Genomic DNA, 21,570 nt, shown 5'->3' with positions numbered 1-21,570 from the left:
AAAATCGGCAAAGCGAAGGACTTTTTCGGCGTGCCGGCAGCCGGATGAAGCGTTGCGGAAGTGTTAAAATCAGGTAGTTTTTTCTGACAAAATAAGAGCTGTTCTTCCCCCTAATTTTCTACCTTTTCCATATACATATCATCTATAATTATTCGATGTTGTCGAGTATCTAACCGATAGAGAGAAACGCTCCCATCGTCAAAATTACAGATAAGTTGCCCATCATGATAGTAAAATACGCCATAATAAGTTTTACCCTGATCTGTCCTTTCAGCTATATGCTGCCCATTTATTGTCGTGGTAATCAGCAAATCATCTGTTTTAAGAATCCAACTTCCCTGAATCCAATGAGGCGCAACTTGCAAATGCCTTTCCTGAAGTGTGTCCACAGGACTCATTTTTGAAATATCTTCGGGACGGGTATTTGCATCATCAACGATTTCCACTTCTTTGTCAAGTGCCGCTTCATTACGTAGAGTCACAAATCGATAAACAACAATTACAACGGCCATCAATATAATGACAGGCAACAGTCTTTGTAAATATTGCCTCAAATTACCTCCTGCCTTCGTTTGTGGGCGATTCAATGGGGCTAAAACCCGACGATTTGAAGAAAATGCCTGATCAGGCAAGTCTTGTTTAGATGATGCGAATGACGTTTCCGGGACAGCGTGGGAAGATGTTGACACATTTTTTTCGTCAGAATCTCTCCCCGCCGGCTCAACGTCTGATACAGAATCGCTCTCTATCCTGTAGATAAACGGCATGCCACAGCGTGGGCAGACACAATGAAACTCGCGCACACCAGACACATCAGGAATCTGAAATTTAAAATGGCACTTTTTACATTTTACTTCCATGCAGGATTAAAATATGAGATAGAGAGACTATCCGGGGGATTTTTTGGATTACTTAAAAGAAAACAAAAGTATATTATTCAAAACGCACAACAGCCTTTTTCATCATCCGCCATTCACCATCCGTGTTGACAGCAACGCCTTCTTCCTCTGTCACCACACGCTTAGGGATTGTATTTATATTGCCATGAACTTTACAAACGGTTTTGACGAATTGCGAAACACTAATCTTTGCCGTTGCCAAGGCGTCGTGAGTTGCCAACATGCTAAACGTTCCGTTCTGTCCATCACAAGTAGAAAGCACATAGATACTCTTGCCAACCAATTCCTTTTCTGACACAGAAGAAAAGACTCCGTCAGACGTGGGCGCAGAAAGATAGAATTGTTTGACAGATTCTTCTTGAGAGTTCATTGCTTGAGCATGCACGGTATCCAGGGCTTCTTCTTTCTCATGCCTTTGGTTCTGCCGTGCGACCTGACTTTCCAAATCCTTGATCCGAAGCTCAAGCCGCCCTATCCTACCTGTCATTTGTTCTATCTGTGCCACCAGTTTATCTATCTGTGGCTGCATATCGATATTATCAATACGAGGTGTGTCCTCACCTTTAAAGAAAGAATTGAAAAACTTTCCAGACATTGTCGCTCTCTTTGCTTACTGTAAATGTTCTATTAAATTATCTCGAATACTTCCGATAATGGGATAGAAAAACAATGCATCTTCTATCAATTCGTTACCATCCCTGTCTACATTATTCTTATTAACGAAATTCCATCCGTTAGCCAAATGATGTTCCAGGTCCTTATTCACATATTCTATAAATATATTGAATGCTCCTCGGTCTACCAAAAATCGATCTGAAACGTGCATCTCATCACAAAGAGCGAGGAAAAACGCATTAAAGTTTTTTACCTCCGCAATAATTTCAGAGTGCACCAAAGTACTATCCATATCCGCGTAAACCAGTTTTTCTTTTGAAATCATGGAATAATTATACTTCACAGAACTGTCAAAACTATCCAAAAGCCGGTTTAGTTGGCTGACACTTTCGTTACCGACATGGTCACGAACCTGCAACAAAGCACCTCTACACGTAATCTCTTTCGGTTCTTTTCGCTCCATCACAACAGAGAATCCATCCGTGCCATACTTTTGCTGATATACATTTTCAAAGACAGACTGGCTAAGCAAATCAATATCCCGTTGACCGCCAATAATATCAAGCACTTTGCTTCCTGTCCCGCTAAACATTACACTTCGAGGCATCTCCAGTTTTCTATGCTTCATCATCTTGGCAACATAATAGATCAAGGCCGCATAGAAATAGATAAAAACAATCTTGAGTGTCGAATCTTCATTCAGTCTCTGATTATAAGAGAACACCTCATTGCCTCCAACCACCTTATTATTTATGACCGAGAAAAGAAACGCATTTATGTCTTCACTCTTACGTTTTGACGTGATGTCATCCAAAATGCCATTCAATTCGCCATACTTATCATCATCAGCGTCAAACAATCGCTTGAAATAGTCTACATACTTGCGCAGCATCGGATTGCTGTCACCATGAGGTATTTCGGAAAAGCCATCGCCGAACAACACATTGGCCGCATAACGGAAAGAAGTTAGAATCACTGGCTGTTGTGCACCAGGTTCAAAAACCACCACATCACTTGACCCTCCACCTATATCTATACTGGCTACCGTGCTGGCCGCACCACGAAAATGGCTGGAAGCCTTATAGAAATAATAAGGTGCGACAGACTCCGGCATTTGAATAAGATTGGTTGGTGTAGCCTCTGTTTCGAATATTTCATGGAACGTTCTGGCCCAGGCCTCTTCAAGTTTCCGGATATTTCCCAGTTTCATACTTAAAGGATAAAACCACACCATACGGGTTTTAGCAATATCACCATGCTCCAAAAGTACTTTGGTACGCATGAGAAGAGCCAATTCCGTGAGATAAGCCTTTACTCGTTTTCCATTCGAAATCTCTGTACTCCATTTCAGATTAGGAACAATTCGATTGCCATATCCCACACTTTCCTTTTCATAAATAAAAGGAATATTCGCATCGCCAAGTGCCACTATCGTGTCTACATTCTCCACATCCAGTCGGTCACTCTCACTTAATACCGTCCGCTGTGGGAAACCATAGCCGTCACCAATCTCTTTTGTAACGAATTCCTGTTTGATAATCACGTCGTAAAGCAAATTTTCGCCATGATATAAGGTAGCCAACAGTCGTTCACTCGCCTTATCGCCGATTCGTAAAGGCTCAGGCATAAGCCCATCACACATGCACTCCACGTGCGTATTGGTCGTTCCGAAATCAACCGCAAAAGTAAACTGGCTGTGCCCTGCCGCATATTCAGTCCACTTAGGACATATCATACCCTCGGCAGCCAATCCGCCTCTGTCGTTCAACAGTTGTACTCCAATATAATCAAAATCAGATGTTACCTTATAATATTGTGATCCTACCCGCTTTTCCGCTTTGCGGCTACGCTCACGAACTGTCACTTCACTTTCTCCCAGCTTTTTGGCAAAACCATTATGAAAGAAAGATATGGAAAGATGATAGTTTTCCAACATGCCCAAAGCACGGTCTACTAACTGAACATTGTAGCGGTTAGTACCGGAAACACGAACGAAAGGAAAAATAGAAAGAGCAAAAGGAACGGTAATAAACGCCCCTCTATTCGTTTTACGATCGAACGAGAGATCTATATTATAAGCCGTTACATAAGTTCGTTTCAAGGTAATGAAATGACCGGCTTTCTTAACAGGGATTCTTAAAATAGCCGTAACCGATTCAGTCCGGCCTGTTTTAGAATGACGCAGCTCAAATCGCGGTAGCCCTCCTATTGTTTCCCAAAGGTCTGAAACTTTAAAATATTTAAAATATAAAGGTTTAATTGGCAATACAAAATGGCAATCATCAACTTCTTTTGTTTCAGCAATCATATTGCCATCGAAGAAACAATCACTATCCATCGGATAGTCCAGTTTTATCAATGCAGGCTGAAGGAAATCATCATCCGTCAGCCATGGGTATTGATGACTTGTAGCAGGAAGAGTCCGTTTGGCCGGCTCCATTGCATAATCTTCGGGCTTTATCTCTATTGTATCATTCCAGTTGCCCGACACATATTTAAACGGATCAGACACAGTAGCATTGAGATGATTCTGCAATATGAGCGGCAACAGTTCATCATCCACCTCATTGCTTGGCTCAACCATAAAATCGCTTTGGGCTATTTCCAGCATGACATCTTCCTGACGAGCCTGATACAATGGACAGCCAAGCACCTGCACGCCATCTTCCATCTTTACAAAACTACTTTGCAAGAAAGCCATTGCTTTATCCACCTGGTCTAAGTCCATGGCTGAAGGATTACCAATATTCTCCAAGATGGACTTTTGCAAATCCGGTTTCAAGAGGTCAAAGTTTGTTATCAGGTAACTATTCACCTCTCCACAAAGTTTCTTCAATTGGGGATAAGCCGCAAACAGAGCATATACATAAAGGATGAACTTCTCATTTCTGACATACAACGGTCGCCACAAATCAAACAAATTCACGTTCTGCTCAACAGGAATCATGATGTTACCTTGTTCTGCGTTGGGTGAAGCCATAAAGACAGAAACGGGAGACGTCGATCCCACCACTCTATTTCCATAAAATAGAAAATATACATGGTCCATTCTGTCAAAGTTAAACGCTTCCTTATCTTGCTCCAAGAACATCTCAATCGTTTCTCCTAACAGCTTATGCTCCGGCTGACTTTTCAACTTTTCCAGTTCTACATCTCGGTTCCATTCTACCAATTGAAGATAATTCTTATGTTCCGAATAATTAAAGAAAAGTTGGGCTACATCCAAGGCATTGGCTACCAGTTTCTCATCCATCGCTTCTCCCTGCAGATTTCGGTGCATAGACAGGCGCCTGAACGCATTCTTCACTAAATCCATTTGGGCGAAAGGTGATGGAATTGCCGTACGAGGTTTTTGCGACAGACCACCATTAGGATCGGCAATCATGTCTATCTCATCCGCATTATACTGGCTATTGAGCGAAATCCATCCTTCACCAGTCGTTTTCTTGTTATATGAAAATATCTTTGACATTATAAAAATCTTGGAATACTACTCAAAGAATTAAACTATAGAATTAAACTTTTCATCTACCAGTTTCTCAAAGGTTTCATCCAATAAATCCATTAATTTAAAGATCACCTTATCAGTTCCATACTTCCCTATTTTAGCATATTGTTGACTAAGCTTGTTCATGGTCGACAGCACAGACTTATAATCTATCTTCGACTTTAAAAATCCTGCCTTTGCTTCTACTTCATTGATACTGTCACTCAAATTTGTAGCCTTCAAATTAAACGGCATGAAACTTCTTTGATTGGCTCTGAGTTCTTTAAGCCATGTCATATAACCAACAAAGAAATCACTGGTTAATGTACTGAAGAACGATGTTACCAAAAATCCTTTTGATATTTCAGGTTTATCAAGCGTATATCCTCGGCCTAAGTCTTCCTTGAGTTGGTAAGTTAAATATAAATAAGCCAAATGAAATTTTATCAGCTGCTTGTTTACAAACAGCCGTGTGGGAAGTCCAAAGTCCTTCAGATTAAGCGTCAACTTATTATTCGCCAAGCCATACTCCTTGTAAATTGGATTCTGCGCATAGCCTTCGACCGTTTCAAGTTGCTGGTCAGGTATCTGGAGAAAATCCAGAACAGCCAAAGCCCCAACATATTCTACCACATGGGCATCATTACGCTGACCATTCTCACCAGGATCATTAAAGTAGGGATTACTTGGAATCTCATCACCTAAATAATAGCATGCGTTTACCTTAGATTCCTGCAAGTCTACGCCATGCCTTCTCAATCCCGTCAGATTGTCATGATAATAGAAAAGTGCCGATTTGGTCTTTGATATAAAATCGGCACGCGATATCGGACTGTTTTCATCTTGCTGCACATTAAAATATGGCAACACCGTAAGTGCTCCTATCTTTGCGTCTCTTAAATCTCCACGATTATTTATCTGTGCATTGTTGCCGGCATTGCGTATATTTTTGACAATTATCGGATAGCCGGCAGCTCCCGTTCCACCAAATATACTGCTCACAACAAATATACGATCGGTCTTCTGAAAAACATTCGAAAATTGCTTAAACTCTTCGCTATCCTTAAACTGATTCAAAGCGATACTGCCGATATTAGGACTTCCAACAAAGCCTATATCCATCTTCGTATCGAGTTGGTAATCAGAGAACATCATCGAGCACAACGCCTGATTAGCCGTGTCTAATGTACTATACGAGATAAAATCCTGAAATTTCTTTGAAGCAATCGATCCTAAATTAAACAGAAAACTATCCGAAAGGTTCGTTCCTACAGGAATAATATCGCTCAATGTAGATATCTTGACAGAGAAGAAACCTTTTCTAACATCAACGGTTTCCCCGTAAATTGAATATCTTATCTGCTTATACCAGCGCATGAGATTATCCGTGCGCTTCAAGTCTTCATTTGCCTTGTGAGGATCAACAATAATGGGAACGACCTCCAACGGCATTGGATTACCTTCTGAATCCAGCGGATGGATTCCGGCAGCAAACTGCATAATCAAAGGGCGCATCACCCGCGAACCGGTTCCACCAACCAAAAATAAGAACAGTCTCACTTATATCACAAATTTATTAATTATTCAACACGTTATTCGGGAATTGGCGTATGACGACAATTCGTGCTCCACCACCTCATTGAAAAACTTGCAACCATAAATAACACGACTTCCACCACCAAATTGACAGAAGCAAAACTCCACAACTGATGCGTGAAATCATAATCCAAAGCCGTAAAAATACTATCGGCATAAATATAATTGATAGTAGGTGCTACAAAAGCTGCGATCGCTAACATTACCATCCAATGATACCATCTGGAGAACCTGACGCTATTTATTACAAAATAATAAACGCCCGCAACTCCCCACGCAACAACAGCCGTGACAACAGATATCATCAGATATACATTTTCATTGAACATTTCATTAGAGAACTCGCGCTCGTAGTACATGCTTTCAAACAAGGGTACCGCAAACAGTAAAAACAATAATGTAATAACAGCTCCAGTAATCAATAATATAGCATTCTTCATCGTTGTTATTTTTCAAATCTTAAACTTAAAGTAAAATAATAAGGCTGATCACTCACTCTTGTATAAGCCTCGTCAATACCTTTTAACAGATACTTCAATCCGAAAGTCTGCTTACCAAACAAACCGCTTTGCCTATTTGTATCATCATCCGTAGACGACGACGCAATCCAGTTGGGGAATGCTTTCTTCAGCGATATTTCTACATTCTGATGGTGATGGATTTCGTCTATTTCAAGAATCATGATATGCGTGGCTTGTCCGATATATTTCTTCTCTGCCGGCGTTCGGTCACGTTCTGTCACCTTCCTTATTTCCCGAATTGTGACTTGGTCATCACTCGCAACTCTATAGTTCTTCGGATCTTGCAGATAAGTTTCGGACATCATCATCCCCGCCAAATCAACAGCCAAGGCCAACCGCAATTTTCCCGTTTCCCTATCAGGCCGCATATCAACAAGTTTCGTAATACCGTTACCGCCTTCACGTCCCGGTTTGAAACGTCCTTGTATTTCTTTAGTAGCCATCAGGAAAGAACAATAGGGAGCAAACACGTTATCATGACCATAAGCGGTAAACAGCATTTCATTCTGAAAACCACCCATTGCCTCAAAATCACGGAACTTGGCATACCGTTCGTCCTGAGATAATTGTCTGAAACTCCCATTCGTACCACATACAAGTATATAGTAGGGACGCTTACCATCGTAATTCCAACCCTTCGCAGGAGCGTCATAAGCATAATAAGGTCCGTTATAGGAACCTTGCATCTGTACGACCAGAAGCGATTTATCTTTCACGTTCTCCTTAAACACACTGCTCACCATGCCTTGCGCGTCGGCAAATATCTTTTGCGGATTTACGCCTACCATGGTTTTCACGCTATAAATCATATCCGTTACCAATACGGATAATTCTCCTTGTCCGGTCTTGTTGAGCAGATTATCAAATATCTTCTTAAAATCAGTATACGAAGGATTACCTATCCCCTTGGTCGTCCCAAAGATATTACCATCCGAAACAAACTGGTCAATGCCTTTAGGATATGGATAAATACCATCATTCACTACAAACAGACGATTGTGCTTGCCGGGCAGATTATTCAACATGGTAACAATGGCCGCCTTAAAAGAACCGTCTCCACGTGGCGAATCATAGGCTATCATACTGCCTGAACGCTCTAAATAGAACTTCACCCGCAGAGGTTTCTTCTTCGTGTAATCCACCATCGAACTCTCTCCAGCCACAGTTCCCCGTCCGTCACGCGCATGACGCCCCGAACAAGATGTCAGTCCCGTCACCAAAGCAGTGGCCAACATCAAGCCCGCTATATACCGATACATTATTTTCATTTCAATATAGACGAAGGTCTTAGTTTCTTTGGTTGCAAATTTACAAATATTTTTCTATACATCCTCCTTTTGCGGACAATTAATGGTAAAACAGGCGTTCTGTATCAGTCCTCCCCCAACACCGTCCTACATAAAAAACATGAATGTGTCTGTAGCCGTTTCCTCAGTCATTGAAGATGCCGCAATGAGGACATCTGCCCTTCCGACGCAAGGTCGCACCGCAATTTCCACATTGATAAACCACCCGATGATTACGAAAATACTGCCGAAGCGCAAATACAACGTATGCTACCAATAATACATAGCCTATATAATATAAGGTGGAAATACTGAATACGATATAATCCACGGCACATACGGCAACCAAACCACACAGATACATCACGGCTTCTCCAAATGGCAACTCATGCCGAACATCATCGACAGCCGCAAGCCCTATAATCAGTATCGCCCAAACGGATATAAGGAATATGCCCAGAATCAAGGGAACAGAGAAGGGGTTCAGCGTCGGATGGAAATAAAAATGCCGCCATGTCTCCGGCGCAAACATCTGAATACTGGCATAAAAGGTTGCCGAAGCCGCCACAACAACACACAATAAGGTGGGATAGAACGAACTGATATCCCTAAAATGTACGATACTCGCATTCTGACGCATCAGTTTTCGGGTCATGTAAACTACACTGATGAGACTGATGATGACAAGAAAAATCAGTAAATGAACATTGGAAAAAGTATTGATAAACTGCGAAATAGGATCGTCAGGTACCACAGCCGGCAACAATCTGCTTTCCTGAATCCATCCAAAAGTTTCCTGATCACGGGCCAGTTGCACCCATACCGAATCAGCATTTGCCAACGAATCATTTTTCAGAATCCTAATATCCGCAACAACCAGATGGTTGTGCTTAAACACCTTAATGGTATCTATCGCTAATCCTGACTGAATTTCCTCGGGTTGCTGGCGCATCAGTTCCAGCGTATCCTTGCTGACAATGAAATTGAAATTATTCGTATAGTGATGAGTAGCCTGAAAGGTCAACGAATCTTGCTGGTGCTCACTATACGGCATGACGTTCCCATGGCGGATAGCCGGTTTGTGATAGCACGAAGCAAACATACCCGTCATCACCATACACATTATTATATATATAATTCCTCGCGCCGACTTTATACTCATATCCATCCTTTCTATTTGGCTACGTAAATATTCATCTGGCATTCATCACACTTAAATTCGAGTCGAAACCTACGTCCGTCACCCAAAGTGAGAAACAGGGGTTCACGCCAAGTAGGCTTTCGACCTCCCCGTTTTACGCAGAAGCCCAGCGAATAGCGTATGCAATGCCTGCACTGCATCACCAAATGATTGGCAACATTACCATCCACTTCGTAAGCAGGCGCCACATCTTTCAAGTTCTCTTGTTCATAGAATTTTACCGCAGACTCATTGGCAATATTATACAAATAAGGATATTTGCTATATTCCGGTTGCCAAGTCAAGTTTGGTTTCACACCATTCTTATCCGTAAGGGCCACTGCTACGCCCGTCCGCTCTGCATCGGTCTGCAATTGCTCTATCAATTCACGACGCAAATCAGCCAACAAACTACTTGGAATGAAGTATTTGTCGGCTTCGTCAACAATTTCTATACGCTCACAGCGGTAAGGCGTATTACCCAATTTTGTCAATTGCCTGTTGATATTCTCCGTCTGTGGCTTCTGCGCCGGTTGGTGTTCAAATACTACTGTTGCCTTATGCTTGCCCGCGGCCAGCCAAAAGCCATTATCCGTCAGGCCATACGCCATCGTCAGATTTATCTTTCGCTCGGCCGTCTTTCCAGCCATTAGCTTTTCAAACGCTTCATCATTGTTGCGATATAGTCCGGTTCCGGGCTTCAGGTGTTCAGGCATACGCATTGGAAACAAACGATTACCCACCGCTTTATTCACTCTAAAACCTTCCAATTCATGTTCCGCATTGATGAAACAAAGACCATCTCCATTCGCAAATGTAGCCGTTCCGGCCACATTAAAGCTATTACCTCGTATTTTCTTTACCATACCTACATATTCTCCCATCGCCTTGGGCGTATCAAAACTGGCGATATCAGTCTGGCGTCCATGGAGGAAATAGGAGGTAAAACCGCGATTGAACGTTTTTTGCAGATTCGGTTCAAAGTGATATTCCACCTGTCCGCATGAAGCTCTGCAATAGTCTTTCGGATTCTCCGCTACAATCTTATCCAGTCGTTGGCTATAAGCCGAAACCACATTCTTCACGTAAGCCACATCTTTCAGGCGTCCTTCAATCTTAAATGAACAGGCTCCTGCATCGACCAACTCCTTCAAACTATCTATCCGGTTCATGTCTTTCAGACTGAGCAAATAGCGTTGACGCTCGATTACGTGTCCGTCAGAATCTGACAAATCAAACTTCATACGACAGAACTGGGCACATTCTCCCCTATTGGCTGAACGATGAAAACAATACTGTGACGCATAGCAAACTCCCGAATAACTTACGCATAGCGCGCCATGCACAAATGCTTCCAACTCTACGTCGGGCTGTGCCGCATGAATCCGAGCAATCTCTTCTGCCGACAGCTCACGAGCCAGCACCACTCTTTGAAATCCCAACGAATGAAGCCACTTCACTTTCTCTACGCTGCGGCTGTCACACTGCGTGCTGGCATGTAATTGAAAATGGCGGTCGGGCATTTCTTCTATGATTCCGGACAGCACGCCCATGTCTTGCAGAAGCAAGGCGTCCACCCCGACTTGATCCAATTGCTTCATTAAAGCCATCGTGTCCTCCATCTCATGCTCGTAAACGATTGTATTCACCGTCACGTGAACACGAGCGCCAAACCGGTGCGCATAGCGGCATAACTCACCTATATCTTCGACGGAATTGCCTGCTGCTGCCCGAGCACCAAACTTACCGGCACCTATATACACGGCATCAGCACCATGATCAATGGCTGCTATACCACATTCCAAATTCTTGGCAGGAGCTAAAAGTTCAAGAGATTTCATGTGCAATATAAAAGATTAAAAGATAAAAAGATGACGAGACAAAATGATTCCTAAGCCCTCCTAAATTCAGGCTTCGATACTGCAATATTTCTGTTTTAATCTCTTAATCTCACTACCGAATTGCGTTAATATCATACGGAGTTTCTTGATAAATATAATAGTCTATCCAGTTGCTATAAAAAAGATTAGCGGACGACCTCCAAGTCACGACAGGCCCATTAACGAGGTCGTCTCCACGATAGTAATTCTGCGGCATCTCTACATCATTGCGTTTGCCGAGATCTCGCCGATACTCTATATCCAGCGTGTTGGGCGCGTATTCCAAGTGGCCTGTGATGAAAAACTCACGCCCATTGCGAGCCATTACAATGCTCACGCCACTCTCCGACGACTCAGAAATAATCGTCAGTCCGTCTACATGCTCTATATCCTCACGCCTCACTTCCGTATGCCGGCTATGCGGCATGTAGAACACATCATCAAAGCCACGGAATATCGGCAATTGTTGATTGATCGGATGCTGCTGAAATACACCGAATTTCTTTTTCGGCAGCGGATGCTTGGGCACACCATAGAAGTGATATAGTCCGGCTTGTGCCGCCCAACAGATATAAAGCGTACTCGTCACATGAGTACGGGCCCAATCAAAAATCGTCGTCACTTCCTTCCAATAGTTCACTTCTTCAAACGGCATTTGCTCCACGGGAGCTCCCGTGATAATCATACCGTCAAACTTCTGCAGCCTCAACTCATCAAAATCCTTGTAAAACATCATCATGTGCTCTACAGGCGTATTCTTCGGCGTATGACTTTTCAGCTTCATGAAGCATATCTCCATCTGCAATGGCGTATTCGACAGCAAGCGAATCAAGTCCGTTTCCGTTGTTATCTTCAGCGGCATGAGGTTCAATACCACAATTTTCAATGGACGAATATCTTGGGTATGAGCCCTTGTATCGTCCATCACAAATATGTTTTCCTTTTTCAGGAGTTCGATAGCAGGTAGTTTATCGGGTAAACGTAATGGCATAGTCTCTATAAAATTCGATGCAAATATAATGAATATCAGCGAGAAAAAAGAATTATCGCCCTACTTTAAACCTTTCATATTATTATCAAACACAAAGAGTTTGAGCAGGTTATTAGAGGAAGATGCAAACTTAAATGTATCTTTTCGGCCGCTTGCGGGCCTTATGTCTTATCACCCCAAAATATGTATTTCTGTCTTTATGTCAAAAAAATGCGCGCTCACCTCACATTTTATCCTGTTTTTTTGTCAAGAAAGGCGAGGGGATTTTAACATTTCTGAATCGCTCAATTTAGAACGAGAAGGAGTCGAAAAAGTAGAGATTACCACGCTAAAGCTATAAAAGCAGCCCCGATTGCTATGCTTCGAGCAGGTAAAAGCATAGCTATTAGCAGTCAAAAGCATCCCTTTGACCATGCAAAAGGGCCACAAACAGAGTGTAAAAGCATAATTTTCAGGCCATAAAAGCGAAGAAAGAAATACCCTAAAAATATAAAATACTGATTTTCAAATAGATATAGAATCACGAAATACTCGCATATTTGCCGGCAAAAAATCTTTTGCGGGAAAAAACGCACACATTTATGAGATTGCTGTAAAGATTCTTCAAATGTTTTAACACATAATAAATAAGATTTGTTTGTCAATGCGACTCAAGCCATAATCTACTATAACCAATGTGGTACTTACAGATTCGCGTTGCTTTTAAATAACCACCGACAACGTCCGTTCACAAATGAGGCTTTTTAGTTTTACAACAAAGAAGTGAATCAAAAAGAAATCAGTACCTTTGTCGTCATTAAATCTCTAAAAGAATAATGAAATCGACGCTATATACTAAAAAACATCTCGTTCTTTTGCTGACTCTCCCCTTGCTCATGGCCTGCGGGAACGGAAGCAAGAATACGGGAAAAGACAACAAACAACCTCTTCAAAATTCTATAAAAATAGATAACGCGCTACGAAGTCGACTTGCTGACTTCGCCCAAAAGCCACGCCCCAAGGGCAACTTTGGCTTTCACGTCTACGACCTGACGGCCGACAAACCGGTCTATGGCTATAACGAAAACGAGGCGCAGTCGTCGGCCTCGTGCATGAAACTATTGAGCGGTGTGGCCGGACTGCACTTATTAGGCACGAAATATCGCTATGTCACATCCATCTATACGCAGGGGCACATGGTGAAAGATACGCTCGTGGGCAACGTAACGCTAAAGGCCGGTCTGGATCCGCAACTCGACGGGCCCGATCTAAAGATGTTTGCCGAGGCCTTGCGACGCAAAGGCATTAAGCACGTGAAAGGTAATGTCTATCTCGACCTGCTTCTGCACGAACCCGTGAAGAGCGAACCGCACTGGTATCCTTGGGATTTGTCGTTCTCTCGTTATGGTATTTTCTACAAAGGTACCGACCGTGTGAAGCGAGAATTTAAGGCTGTGCTGCGCAATCAGGGCATTGCCGTGACCGACGCGCAGCTCGTCATGGCGCAGTTGCCCAAAGGTTCGCACTGCATTTTCCGCTTCTACCGCTCCATTAACCGAGTGACCGAACGCATGTGGAAGAACAGTTCCAACACGCAAGCCACGTCCATGCTCTACACCATTGGGCATAAGGTCAGCCCCAAGGGCAACTACACGGCTGCCGGTGTGGCCTATCTGAAGAAATTCATGCGCGAAGAACTTGGGCTGCAGGACACAACTCTCGTCATCCACGATGGTTGCGGCCTCTGTACTTATAACTATCTTTCGCCCCAGGCGCTCACCACCGTGCTGCGCTACGGCTATCAACACAAGCCCATCTACAGGCTGTTGCGAAGTCAACTGGCCATCGCCGGCGTTGACGGAACGATGCGGCGCGAGATGGCTAATCCCAAAACCCGAGGCAAAATCCGGGCAAAGACGGGCACGCTCTCCCACCCCTATGGTATCAGTTCGCTAGCTGGCTACTGCGAAGGAAGCAACGGACACCTGCTGGCCTTCGCCATTATGGACACCGATATGTCGGTACTCGACGCACGGGTGTTGCAACGCAAGTTGTGCGAAGCCATGGTGGAAAAACCAAAGGATGGAAAAGTAAAAAGGTGAAAGAGTAAAAAAGTAAACGGGTAAAAAGTAATTGTAAGTGTTTATAGAACACTCCCGATTGGTTCGATTCAAAAGATTATAGGTTCTATCTTGAAATCACCGAAATGAGAAAAAGACAAACGCGTACTTCCACAAAATCATTTGGAAATACGCGTTTGTTATTTTTAGGCAGTCTGGAAATTACCAGAGCTGGAGACGTTCGCTTTCGGGGATATACAATTTATCACCCTTCTTCACGTTAAAGGCCTTGTACCATGCGTCGATATGTGGCAAGGCTCCATTCACACGCCACTTACCCAAGGCATGAGGATCACGCTTCACGCGGTTGCGAATTTCCTGGTCGGTGATATTCTGTCCCCAAACGCCGGCATAAGCCAGGAAGAAACGCTGCTCGGGTGTGAAGCCGTCAAGATTCTTCAGCGGCTTCTTGGCCGTGGCATTCTCAAACGCGTTGAAAGCTACCTGCAAACCACCGTGGTCAGCCAGGTTCTCGCCCAGCGTGAAACGGCCGTTGGAGTGGAGTCCGGGTAGCACTTCGATGGCGTCGAAGAAGTTGGCATAGAGGTCGGCACGCTCATTGAATCCCTTGGCGTCGTTGGCCGTCCACCAGTCCTTCATGTTGCCGTCGGCGTCGTACTGACGGCCTTGGTCATCGAAACCATGAGTCATCTCGTGACCGATCACCACGCCGATGGCACCATAGTTGAAGGCCTCGTCGGCCTTCGGATCGAAGAACGGATACTGGAGAATGCCGGCCGGGAAGCAAATTTCATTAGTCGTCGGATTGTAGTAAGCGTTGACGGTTTGCGGAGTCATCAGCCATTCATCTCTGTCGACAGGCTTGCCGGCCTTTTCCTCGATGGCTTTCTTGATGGCAAACTCACGACATGCCAGCACATTCTCGTAAAACGACTTGGCAGGGTCAATGTCGAGCTTGCTATAGTCGGTCCATTTGTTGGGATAACCAATCTTTACGTAGAACTTATCCAACTTCTTGTGCGCGGCCGCCTTCGTCGTGTCGCTCATCCAGGTCTGCGCGTCGATGCGCTGGCCGAGGCTGATTTGCAAGTTGCGCACGAGCTGTTCCATCATCTTCTTGGAAGAGGCGGGGAAATAACGCTCGCAATACATCTTGCCCAACGCTTCGCCCATGACGCTCTCCACTTGATTGGTGGCACGCTTCCAGAGAGGGTAATCTTCCTTGCGACCACTCATTGTGCGGCCAAAGAAGTCGAAGTTGGCTTCACGAATCTCATCACTCAGATAGCTGGATGAACTGCTAATCAAATCCCACTCCATCACTGCCTTCATCGTTTCTGCGTTTTCGGCACCGATAATCTTATCAAGTCCCATCATGAAACTGGGCTGTCCCACTACAATCTCTTTAAGATAGTCGCTCTTCACGCCCTGCGCGTTCAGCGATTGCTCCAGATTGATGTTAGGATAGTTGGTCTGAAATTCCTTCAGCGTCATCTTGTTGTAATTAGCCTGCGGGTCGCGCAACTCGGTCATGCTCTTCGATACGAGCGCCAACATGGTCTCATGCAGGAACACGGCCTGCATTTTCTGCTCGGCCACAGCCTCAGAGAAGCCGTAGAGACGGAACATCTTAACAAGGTATTTCTTGAAAGCCTCTCGAATCTGAACGGTCGCTTCGTCGTTATTAACGTAATAATCTTTCTGGCCAAGCGTCAGTCCACCCTGTCCGATATTAAGAATATTCATCGTCACATTCTTCTCATCAGCACTGAATCCTGAACCATAGCTCTCGCCAAGGCCCAAATACGGGTACTTCAACTGCACTGCTTTGAGCGCGGTTTTCGTATTGGCAGCCTCTATCTCGTCGAGCAGCGGCTTCACGGGCGCATAGCCTTCCTTGTTGCGGCGTTCCACATCGAGGGCCTGCTTGTAGAAGTCAGACAGCTTCTGTTCGGTCGTTCCCGCCTTGAACTTCTTCTTCTGGAGTTCGCCAAGGATCGTGTTAATACGCTTGTTGTTGTCCTCTTGCAACTGGTCGAAACTTCCGAAACGGCTGTAAGCAGCAGGAAGCGGATTGTTCTTTTGCCATCCACCGGTTGCGAACTGATAGAAATTCTCCGCAGGACTCGCAGTTTTGTCGAGGTTCTGCATCTTCAATCCCGACTTATTTTGGGCTACACCGCCAAGCGGCATGGCAACCATCGCCATCATCGGAATCATCGTTTTCATGTTCATTGTTGTTAAAATTATATTGATTAAACGTTCTATTTATCAATTAGGGAATAACAATAGAAAAACCGCCGTGTACGAAACACGGCAAAAAAGAATAAAAATCACTGTTTCTGAACGGCTTCCAAAGCCTCGGAGAACGCGAACCAATCTTCATTCTCCTTATCCAACTGCCGCATCAGTGCGGTATATTCGGAAATCAAATCCATATTGGAAGCATTCTCGGGATTGCAGAGCAAGGCGTCGATTTCGGCCTTCCGGCTTTCCAGCTTGGCAATGCGGCCCTCGCAGTCCTTCACGGCTTTCTCGGCTTTACGAATCTTCTTTTGTTGCTCCTTGTGCTCCGCGTAGTTTTGTTTACCGGCCGATTCTGTTGCTGTAGAGGCGGAACCGACTGTTGGCTGAGCCGCCGTTGTGTCTGTTTTCTGACTAACCAAGCTCAGTGCCGCATCAATATTCTCGGCCCGATGAGCATGCAGATAGTCATAGATGCCACCTAAATGCTCACGCACCTTGCCACCGCCGAACTCATAAACCTTGTCTACAAGCCCGTCGAGAAACTCTCGATCGTGGCTTACGATAATCGCCGTGCCGTCGAAAGCCTTGATAGCTTCTTTCAACACGTCCTTGGAAGGCATGTCCAAATGGTTGGTAGGCTCATCAAGAATTAAGAGATTGACGGGCTCCAACAGCAATTTGATCATGGCCAGACGACTCCGTTCACCCCCACTAAGCACCTTCACCTTCTTTTCAGACGTTTCTCCACCGAACATAAAAGCGCCCAACATATCGTTGATTTTAAGGCGCATATCGCCCGTTGCCACCCGATCGATGGTGTCGTAGATAGTGATATCCTCCTCCAATAACTGAGCTTGGTTCTGCGCAAAATAACCTATCTGGACGTTGTGGCCTATCTTCAAACAGCCTGCAAAGGGTATCTCGCCCATGATACATTTCACAAGCGTAGACTTTCCTTCACCGTTCTTGCCGACGAAAGCCACTTTTTCGCCTCGTTTGATGGTGAAAGTGACATGATCGAAAACAGTATGGGAACCGTAATCCTTGCGCACTTCGTCACAGATAACGGGGTAATCACCGGCGCGAAGACAAGGCGGAAACTTCAGATGCATCACTTTGTTGTCCACTTCGTCAACCTCTATGGGCACTATCTTTTCAAGTTGCTTGATACGTTGCTGCACCTGCACGGCCTTGGTGGCCTGATAGCGGAATCGGTCTATGAAGGCTTTGATGTCGGCTATCTCCTTCTGCTGGTTCTCGTAGGCCCGTAACTGCTGCTCACGGCGCTCTTTCCGGAGCACCACGTACTGGTCGTAGCTGACACGATAGTCCTCTACCCCACCACAAGTTATCTCAAGTGTACGATTGGTTACATTGTTAATAAAAGCACGGTCGTGGCTAACCAGCACAACCGCCTTGGCGCTTTGAGCCAGAAATTGCTCAAGCCATTGAATACTTTCTATATCAAGATGATTAGTGGGTTCGTCTAATAACAAGACGTCGGGACGGCGCAATAAGATCTTGGCCAGTTCGATACGCATTCGCCAACCACCCGAAAACTCGTTGGTGGGACGATCGAAATCCGTACGCTCAAAGCCAAGACCGATGAGTGTGCGCTCAATTTCTGCTTCGTAATTCTCACCACCCATCATCATATAACGCTCATGTTCCTGCGTGAACTTCTCTACCAATTGGGCATAAGAATCACTTTCGTAGTCGGTACGGTCGGCCATCTCCTGCTGCATTCGTTCCAAACGAGACTGCAACTTGGTGTTGTCGGCAAAGGCCTTGCGGGTCTCTTCCTTCACGGTCGTGTCGTCCTGCAACTTCATAACCTGCGGCAGATAACCGATTGTCGTGTCGTTGGGCACGGCAACATTACCTTTCGTAGGCTTTTGTAAACCACATAATATCTTGAGTAACGTAGACTTTCCGGCACCATTCTTCCCTACCAACGCTATACGATCGCGGTCGTTGACAACAAAACTCACATCACGGAACAATGGTTTTACCCCAAACTCTACTTTTAATCCTTCGATGGAAATCATAAAAAAATCTATATTCCTTGCAAAAGTACGGCAAACAGGCGATATAGCCAAAAGAATCAACGCTTTTTGGGTACAGGCAACTCCTTACAAGTGGCCGTTACCAAAGCCGACAACCACTCATGATCGTCGACATCCGATATATAAAAATAATCTTTAGCACCCTGATAAGGCGGTCTGAGTTCAACCGTCCTGAGAAGCTTTCGGCCGGCTTCCGTCGGTTTAATATAAAGCTTATCGTCACAAATAAGGCCGAAAATCTTGCCATGACAGTAAATGCCATAGTCGCCAAACATCTTTCGGGTCATGATGTCACCTGCTGCGGCACACTGGTCTGCCACATACTGAACAAAATCGGGATTGCTTGCCATAAAAATATGTTTATAAATTAACTTGCTTCATGCTCAAAGCGATACGGCGACGCTGGCGGTCTACCTCCACCACTCTTACAAAGACGTGCTGATGCAGCTTGACCACTTCGTTAGGATCGCTCACAAACCGATTGGCCAGTTGCGAAATATGCACCAATCCGTCCTGATGCACACCGATGTCGACAAAGGCTCCGAAATTCGTAATATTGGTGACGATGCCGGGCAGCTCCATACCTTCAATAAGATCATCAACGGTGTGTACATGCTCATCAAAGGCAAACTCCTCGAGTTGCTCACGTGGGTCGCGTCCCGGTTTTTCCAGTTCCTGCATGATATCGGTCAAAGTTGGGATTCCGACATCGGCTGTTACATATCGCTTGATGTCTATCGCTTTTTGCTTCTGCTTATCTTGTATGAGTTCTGCTACGGAACAACCGCAGCCTTTTGCCATTTGTTCCACAATGTGATAACTTTCCGGATGAACCGCGGAATTGTCAAGCGGATTCTTGGCGTTGGGTAGACGGAGGAAGCCTGCGCATTGCTGATAGGCCACATTGCCCAGCCGAGGCACCTTCTTCAGCTGCGCCCGAGAAGTGAAAGCGCCGTTTTCACGCCTATAATCCACGATATTCCGCGCTAAAGTCGGGCCAAGTCCACTGACATAGGTCAACAAGTGGCTCGAAGCCGTATTGAGATTGACACCGACTTGATTCACGCAACTCTCCACCGTCATATCGAGCGAACGCTTCAACTTGGCTTGATTCACGTCGTGCTGGTATTGTCCTACCCCGATGCTCTTCGGATCTATCTTGACCAATTCAGCCAAAGGATCCATCAGCCGGCGACCGATCGAAACGGCACCACGCACCGTCACGTCTTCATTGGGGAATTCTTCGCGCGCAATTTTCGACGCGGAATAGATGGAGGCGCCGTCCTCACTCACCACATAAGTAGGAATTTCTTTGATCTGTCGCAGGATGTCCGTCGTCTCTCGGCCGGCCGTTCCGTTGCCCACGGCAATGGCTTCTACATTAAACTTGCGGACAATCTCTATAAACTTGTTCAACGCATCACCTTTCACCTTATCACCCACGGCAAATACTACCGTGTGGAAAAGTAATTCGCCCTGCGCGTCCAGACACACCACCTTGCAGCCCGTGCGGATTCCCGGGTCAACGCCCATCACACGTTTCTGCCCAAGAGGGGCCGCCAAAAGCAACTGCCGAAGATTCTCCGTAAATACATGAATCGCTTCGTCGTCAGCCGCCTCCTTACTGCTGTTGCTAAACTCTGTTTCAATCGAGGGCTTGACAAGACGTTTGAAGGCGTCGTCAACAGCCTCGCCCACCAGCTGTTGGCATTTGCCAAAGCCATGAACATAGCGGCGTTTGATACGATTGGTGCTGTCTTCTTCGTCTATATCGATACTAATTCGAAGAAAACCTTCATTCTCCCCGCGTCGCATAGCCAATAAGCGATGGCCGGTGCAACGCTTGAGCGGTTCGCTGAAATCAAAATAATCGGAATATTTCTGGGCTTCATCGCCCTGACTTTTTGCCTTGACTGCTTTCGAAGTGATTACCGCACTACGCTTAAAAGCGCTTCTCACTTGCTGGCGTGTCTGCTCATCCTCGCTCATCATCTCGGCAATGATGTCCTGTGCACCCTTGATAGCTGCTTCGGTATCTTTCACCTCTCCTTTCACAAAGCGTTCTGCCTGCTTAAAAGGATTCTGCTCGCGCTGCATCATAAGGATAGTTGCCAATGGTTCGAGTCCTTGCTCCCGAGCGATTTGGGCCTTGGTACGACGCTTGGGCTTGAAAGGCAGATAAATATCTTCCAGATCGGTGGCGTCCCAACAATTATCAATGCGCTGTCGCAAGTCGGCCGTCATCTTGCCTTGTTCAGTAATGGTCTTAACCACCGTCTCCTTGCGCTTTGCTATATCTTTCAGCCTATCGTGAAGTTCGCTAATCTGTTGTATCTGCACTTCATCCAAAGAGCCTGTACGCTCCTTGCGGTAACGGGCAACAAAAGGAATGGTGCAACCTTCGTCCAACAACTGCAACGTATTGTCAACCTGCCGGTCGGCAAGTTGCAGTTGCCGTGCTATCATATTTGTAAAAATATTCATCTTGCTTTTTTTTTATTATCGAGAGACAAAGTTATAAAAATTAGTCGTAATACAGAGAATGCCCGAAAATAAAGTGACGGCTTTGCCCAATCAAAAAGATTATCATACTTTTGCACCGTAATCATCTTTTTGAATATGATAACCAAGGACAGCATAGAAGCAGCCTACTGCTTTTTCCATCAGAAATGGAATGTCTATTCCCGATTATTGCTGTCCGGTAAAACTTAAATAGCATAGATATCCTTTCGGAATTGCCTT

General features: G+C 45.0%; 14 protein-coding genes. 1 reads left to right on the top strand and 13 read right to left on the bottom strand.

The features are described from left to right. Nucleotides 1-110 precede the first annotated feature (110 nt). The 9 genes from JHU38_RS10695 to metA form a co-directional block, all read right to left on the bottom strand. Nucleotides 111-860 (bottom strand): hypothetical protein, encoded by a 750-nt coding sequence (locus JHU38_RS10695; RefSeq protein ID WP_146157026.1) that lies wholly within the window; start codon nucleotides 858-860, stop codon nucleotides 111-113. 73 nt (nucleotides 861-933) lie between these two features. Further along, entirely contained in the window at nucleotides 934-1,494 is a 561-nt protein-coding gene (locus JHU38_RS10690; RefSeq protein ID WP_107582833.1) for a chorismate mutase family protein, read from the bottom strand. Between the two features lie 15 nt (nucleotides 1,495-1,509). Continuing rightward, entirely contained in the window at nucleotides 1,510-4,986 is a 3,477-nt protein-coding gene (locus JHU38_RS10685) for a hypothetical protein (RefSeq protein WP_107582835.1), read from the bottom strand. 30 nt (nucleotides 4,987-5,016) lie between these two features. Continuing rightward, nucleotides 5,017-6,501 carry a hypothetical protein gene (locus tag JHU38_RS10680; protein ID WP_107583196.1) on the bottom strand — a complete coding sequence of 495 codons (1,485 nt, stop codon included), beginning with the start codon at nucleotides 6,499-6,501 and terminating at the stop codon, nucleotides 5,017-5,019. A 92-nt stretch (nucleotides 6,502-6,593) separates the two neighbouring features. Further along, nucleotides 6,594-7,037, bottom strand: a complete 444-nt coding sequence (locus JHU38_RS10675; RefSeq protein WP_107582837.1) for a hypothetical protein — start codon at nucleotides 7,035-7,037, stop codon at nucleotides 6,594-6,596. A 5-nt stretch (nucleotides 7,038-7,042) separates the two neighbouring features. Continuing rightward, nucleotides 7,043-8,377, bottom strand: coding sequence for a hypothetical protein (locus JHU38_RS10670; RefSeq protein ID WP_232369939.1), 1,335 nt, complete (start codon nucleotides 8,375-8,377; stop codon nucleotides 7,043-7,045). 172 nt (nucleotides 8,378-8,549) lie between these two features. Beyond that, the gene (locus JHU38_RS10665) at nucleotides 8,550-9,566 is read right to left on the bottom strand and encodes a beta-carotene 15,15'-monooxygenase (RefSeq protein WP_107583198.1); all 1,017 of its coding nucleotides are present in this window, start codon (nucleotides 9,564-9,566) and stop codon (nucleotides 8,550-8,552) included. Between the two features lie 11 nt (nucleotides 9,567-9,577). Continuing rightward, the gene (locus JHU38_RS10660; protein WP_107582841.1) at nucleotides 9,578-11,425 is read right to left on the bottom strand and encodes a peptidase U32 family protein; all 1,848 of its coding nucleotides are present in this window, start codon (nucleotides 11,423-11,425) and stop codon (nucleotides 9,578-9,580) included. 112 nt (nucleotides 11,426-11,537) lie between these two features. After that, complete coding sequence (gene metA / locus JHU38_RS10655; protein WP_107582843.1) at nucleotides 11,538-12,455, bottom strand: homoserine O-acetyltransferase MetA; 918 nt, start codon at nucleotides 12,453-12,455, stop codon at nucleotides 11,538-11,540. Between the two features lie 815 nt (nucleotides 12,456-13,270). Between metA and JHU38_RS10650 the strand changes: the two genes are divergently transcribed. Further along, entirely contained in the window at nucleotides 13,271-14,536 is a 1,266-nt protein-coding gene (locus JHU38_RS10650) for a D-alanyl-D-alanine carboxypeptidase/D-alanyl-D-alanine-endopeptidase (protein WP_107582845.1), read from the top strand. Nucleotides 14,537-14,716: 180 nt separating this feature from the next. On the opposite strand, the gene JHU38_RS10645 is transcribed toward JHU38_RS10650, so the two are convergent. The 4 genes from JHU38_RS10645 to JHU38_RS10630 form a co-directional block, all read right to left on the bottom strand. Next, nucleotides 14,717-16,750: a M13 family metallopeptidase gene (locus JHU38_RS10645; RefSeq protein WP_107582846.1), complete on the bottom strand. Its 2,034-nt coding sequence runs from the start codon at nucleotides 16,748-16,750 to the stop codon at nucleotides 14,717-14,719. A gap of 98 nt (nucleotides 16,751-16,848) precedes the next feature. Next, on the bottom strand, nucleotides 16,849-18,810 hold the full coding sequence (locus tag JHU38_RS10640) for an ABC-F family ATP-binding cassette domain-containing protein (protein ID WP_107582848.1): 1,962 nt from the start codon (nucleotides 18,808-18,810) through the stop codon (nucleotides 16,849-16,851). A gap of 56 nt (nucleotides 18,811-18,866) precedes the next feature. Beyond that, nucleotides 18,867-19,178 carry a TfoX/Sxy family protein gene (locus JHU38_RS10635; protein WP_107582849.1) on the bottom strand — a complete coding sequence of 104 codons (312 nt, stop codon included), beginning with the start codon at nucleotides 19,176-19,178 and terminating at the stop codon, nucleotides 18,867-18,869. Between the two features lie 10 nt (nucleotides 19,179-19,188). Further along, the gene (locus JHU38_RS10630) at nucleotides 19,189-21,312 is read right to left on the bottom strand and encodes a Tex family protein (protein WP_107582851.1); all 2,124 of its coding nucleotides are present in this window, start codon (nucleotides 21,310-21,312) and stop codon (nucleotides 19,189-19,191) included. Nucleotides 21,313-21,570: the final 258 nt, after the last annotated feature.

Source organism: Prevotella illustrans (assembly GCF_017426725.1).
Classification (GTDB): Bacteria; Bacteroidota; Bacteroidia; order Bacteroidales; family Bacteroidaceae; genus Prevotella; species Prevotella illustrans.
This window is presented reverse-complemented; position numbering and strand designations above follow the sequence as displayed.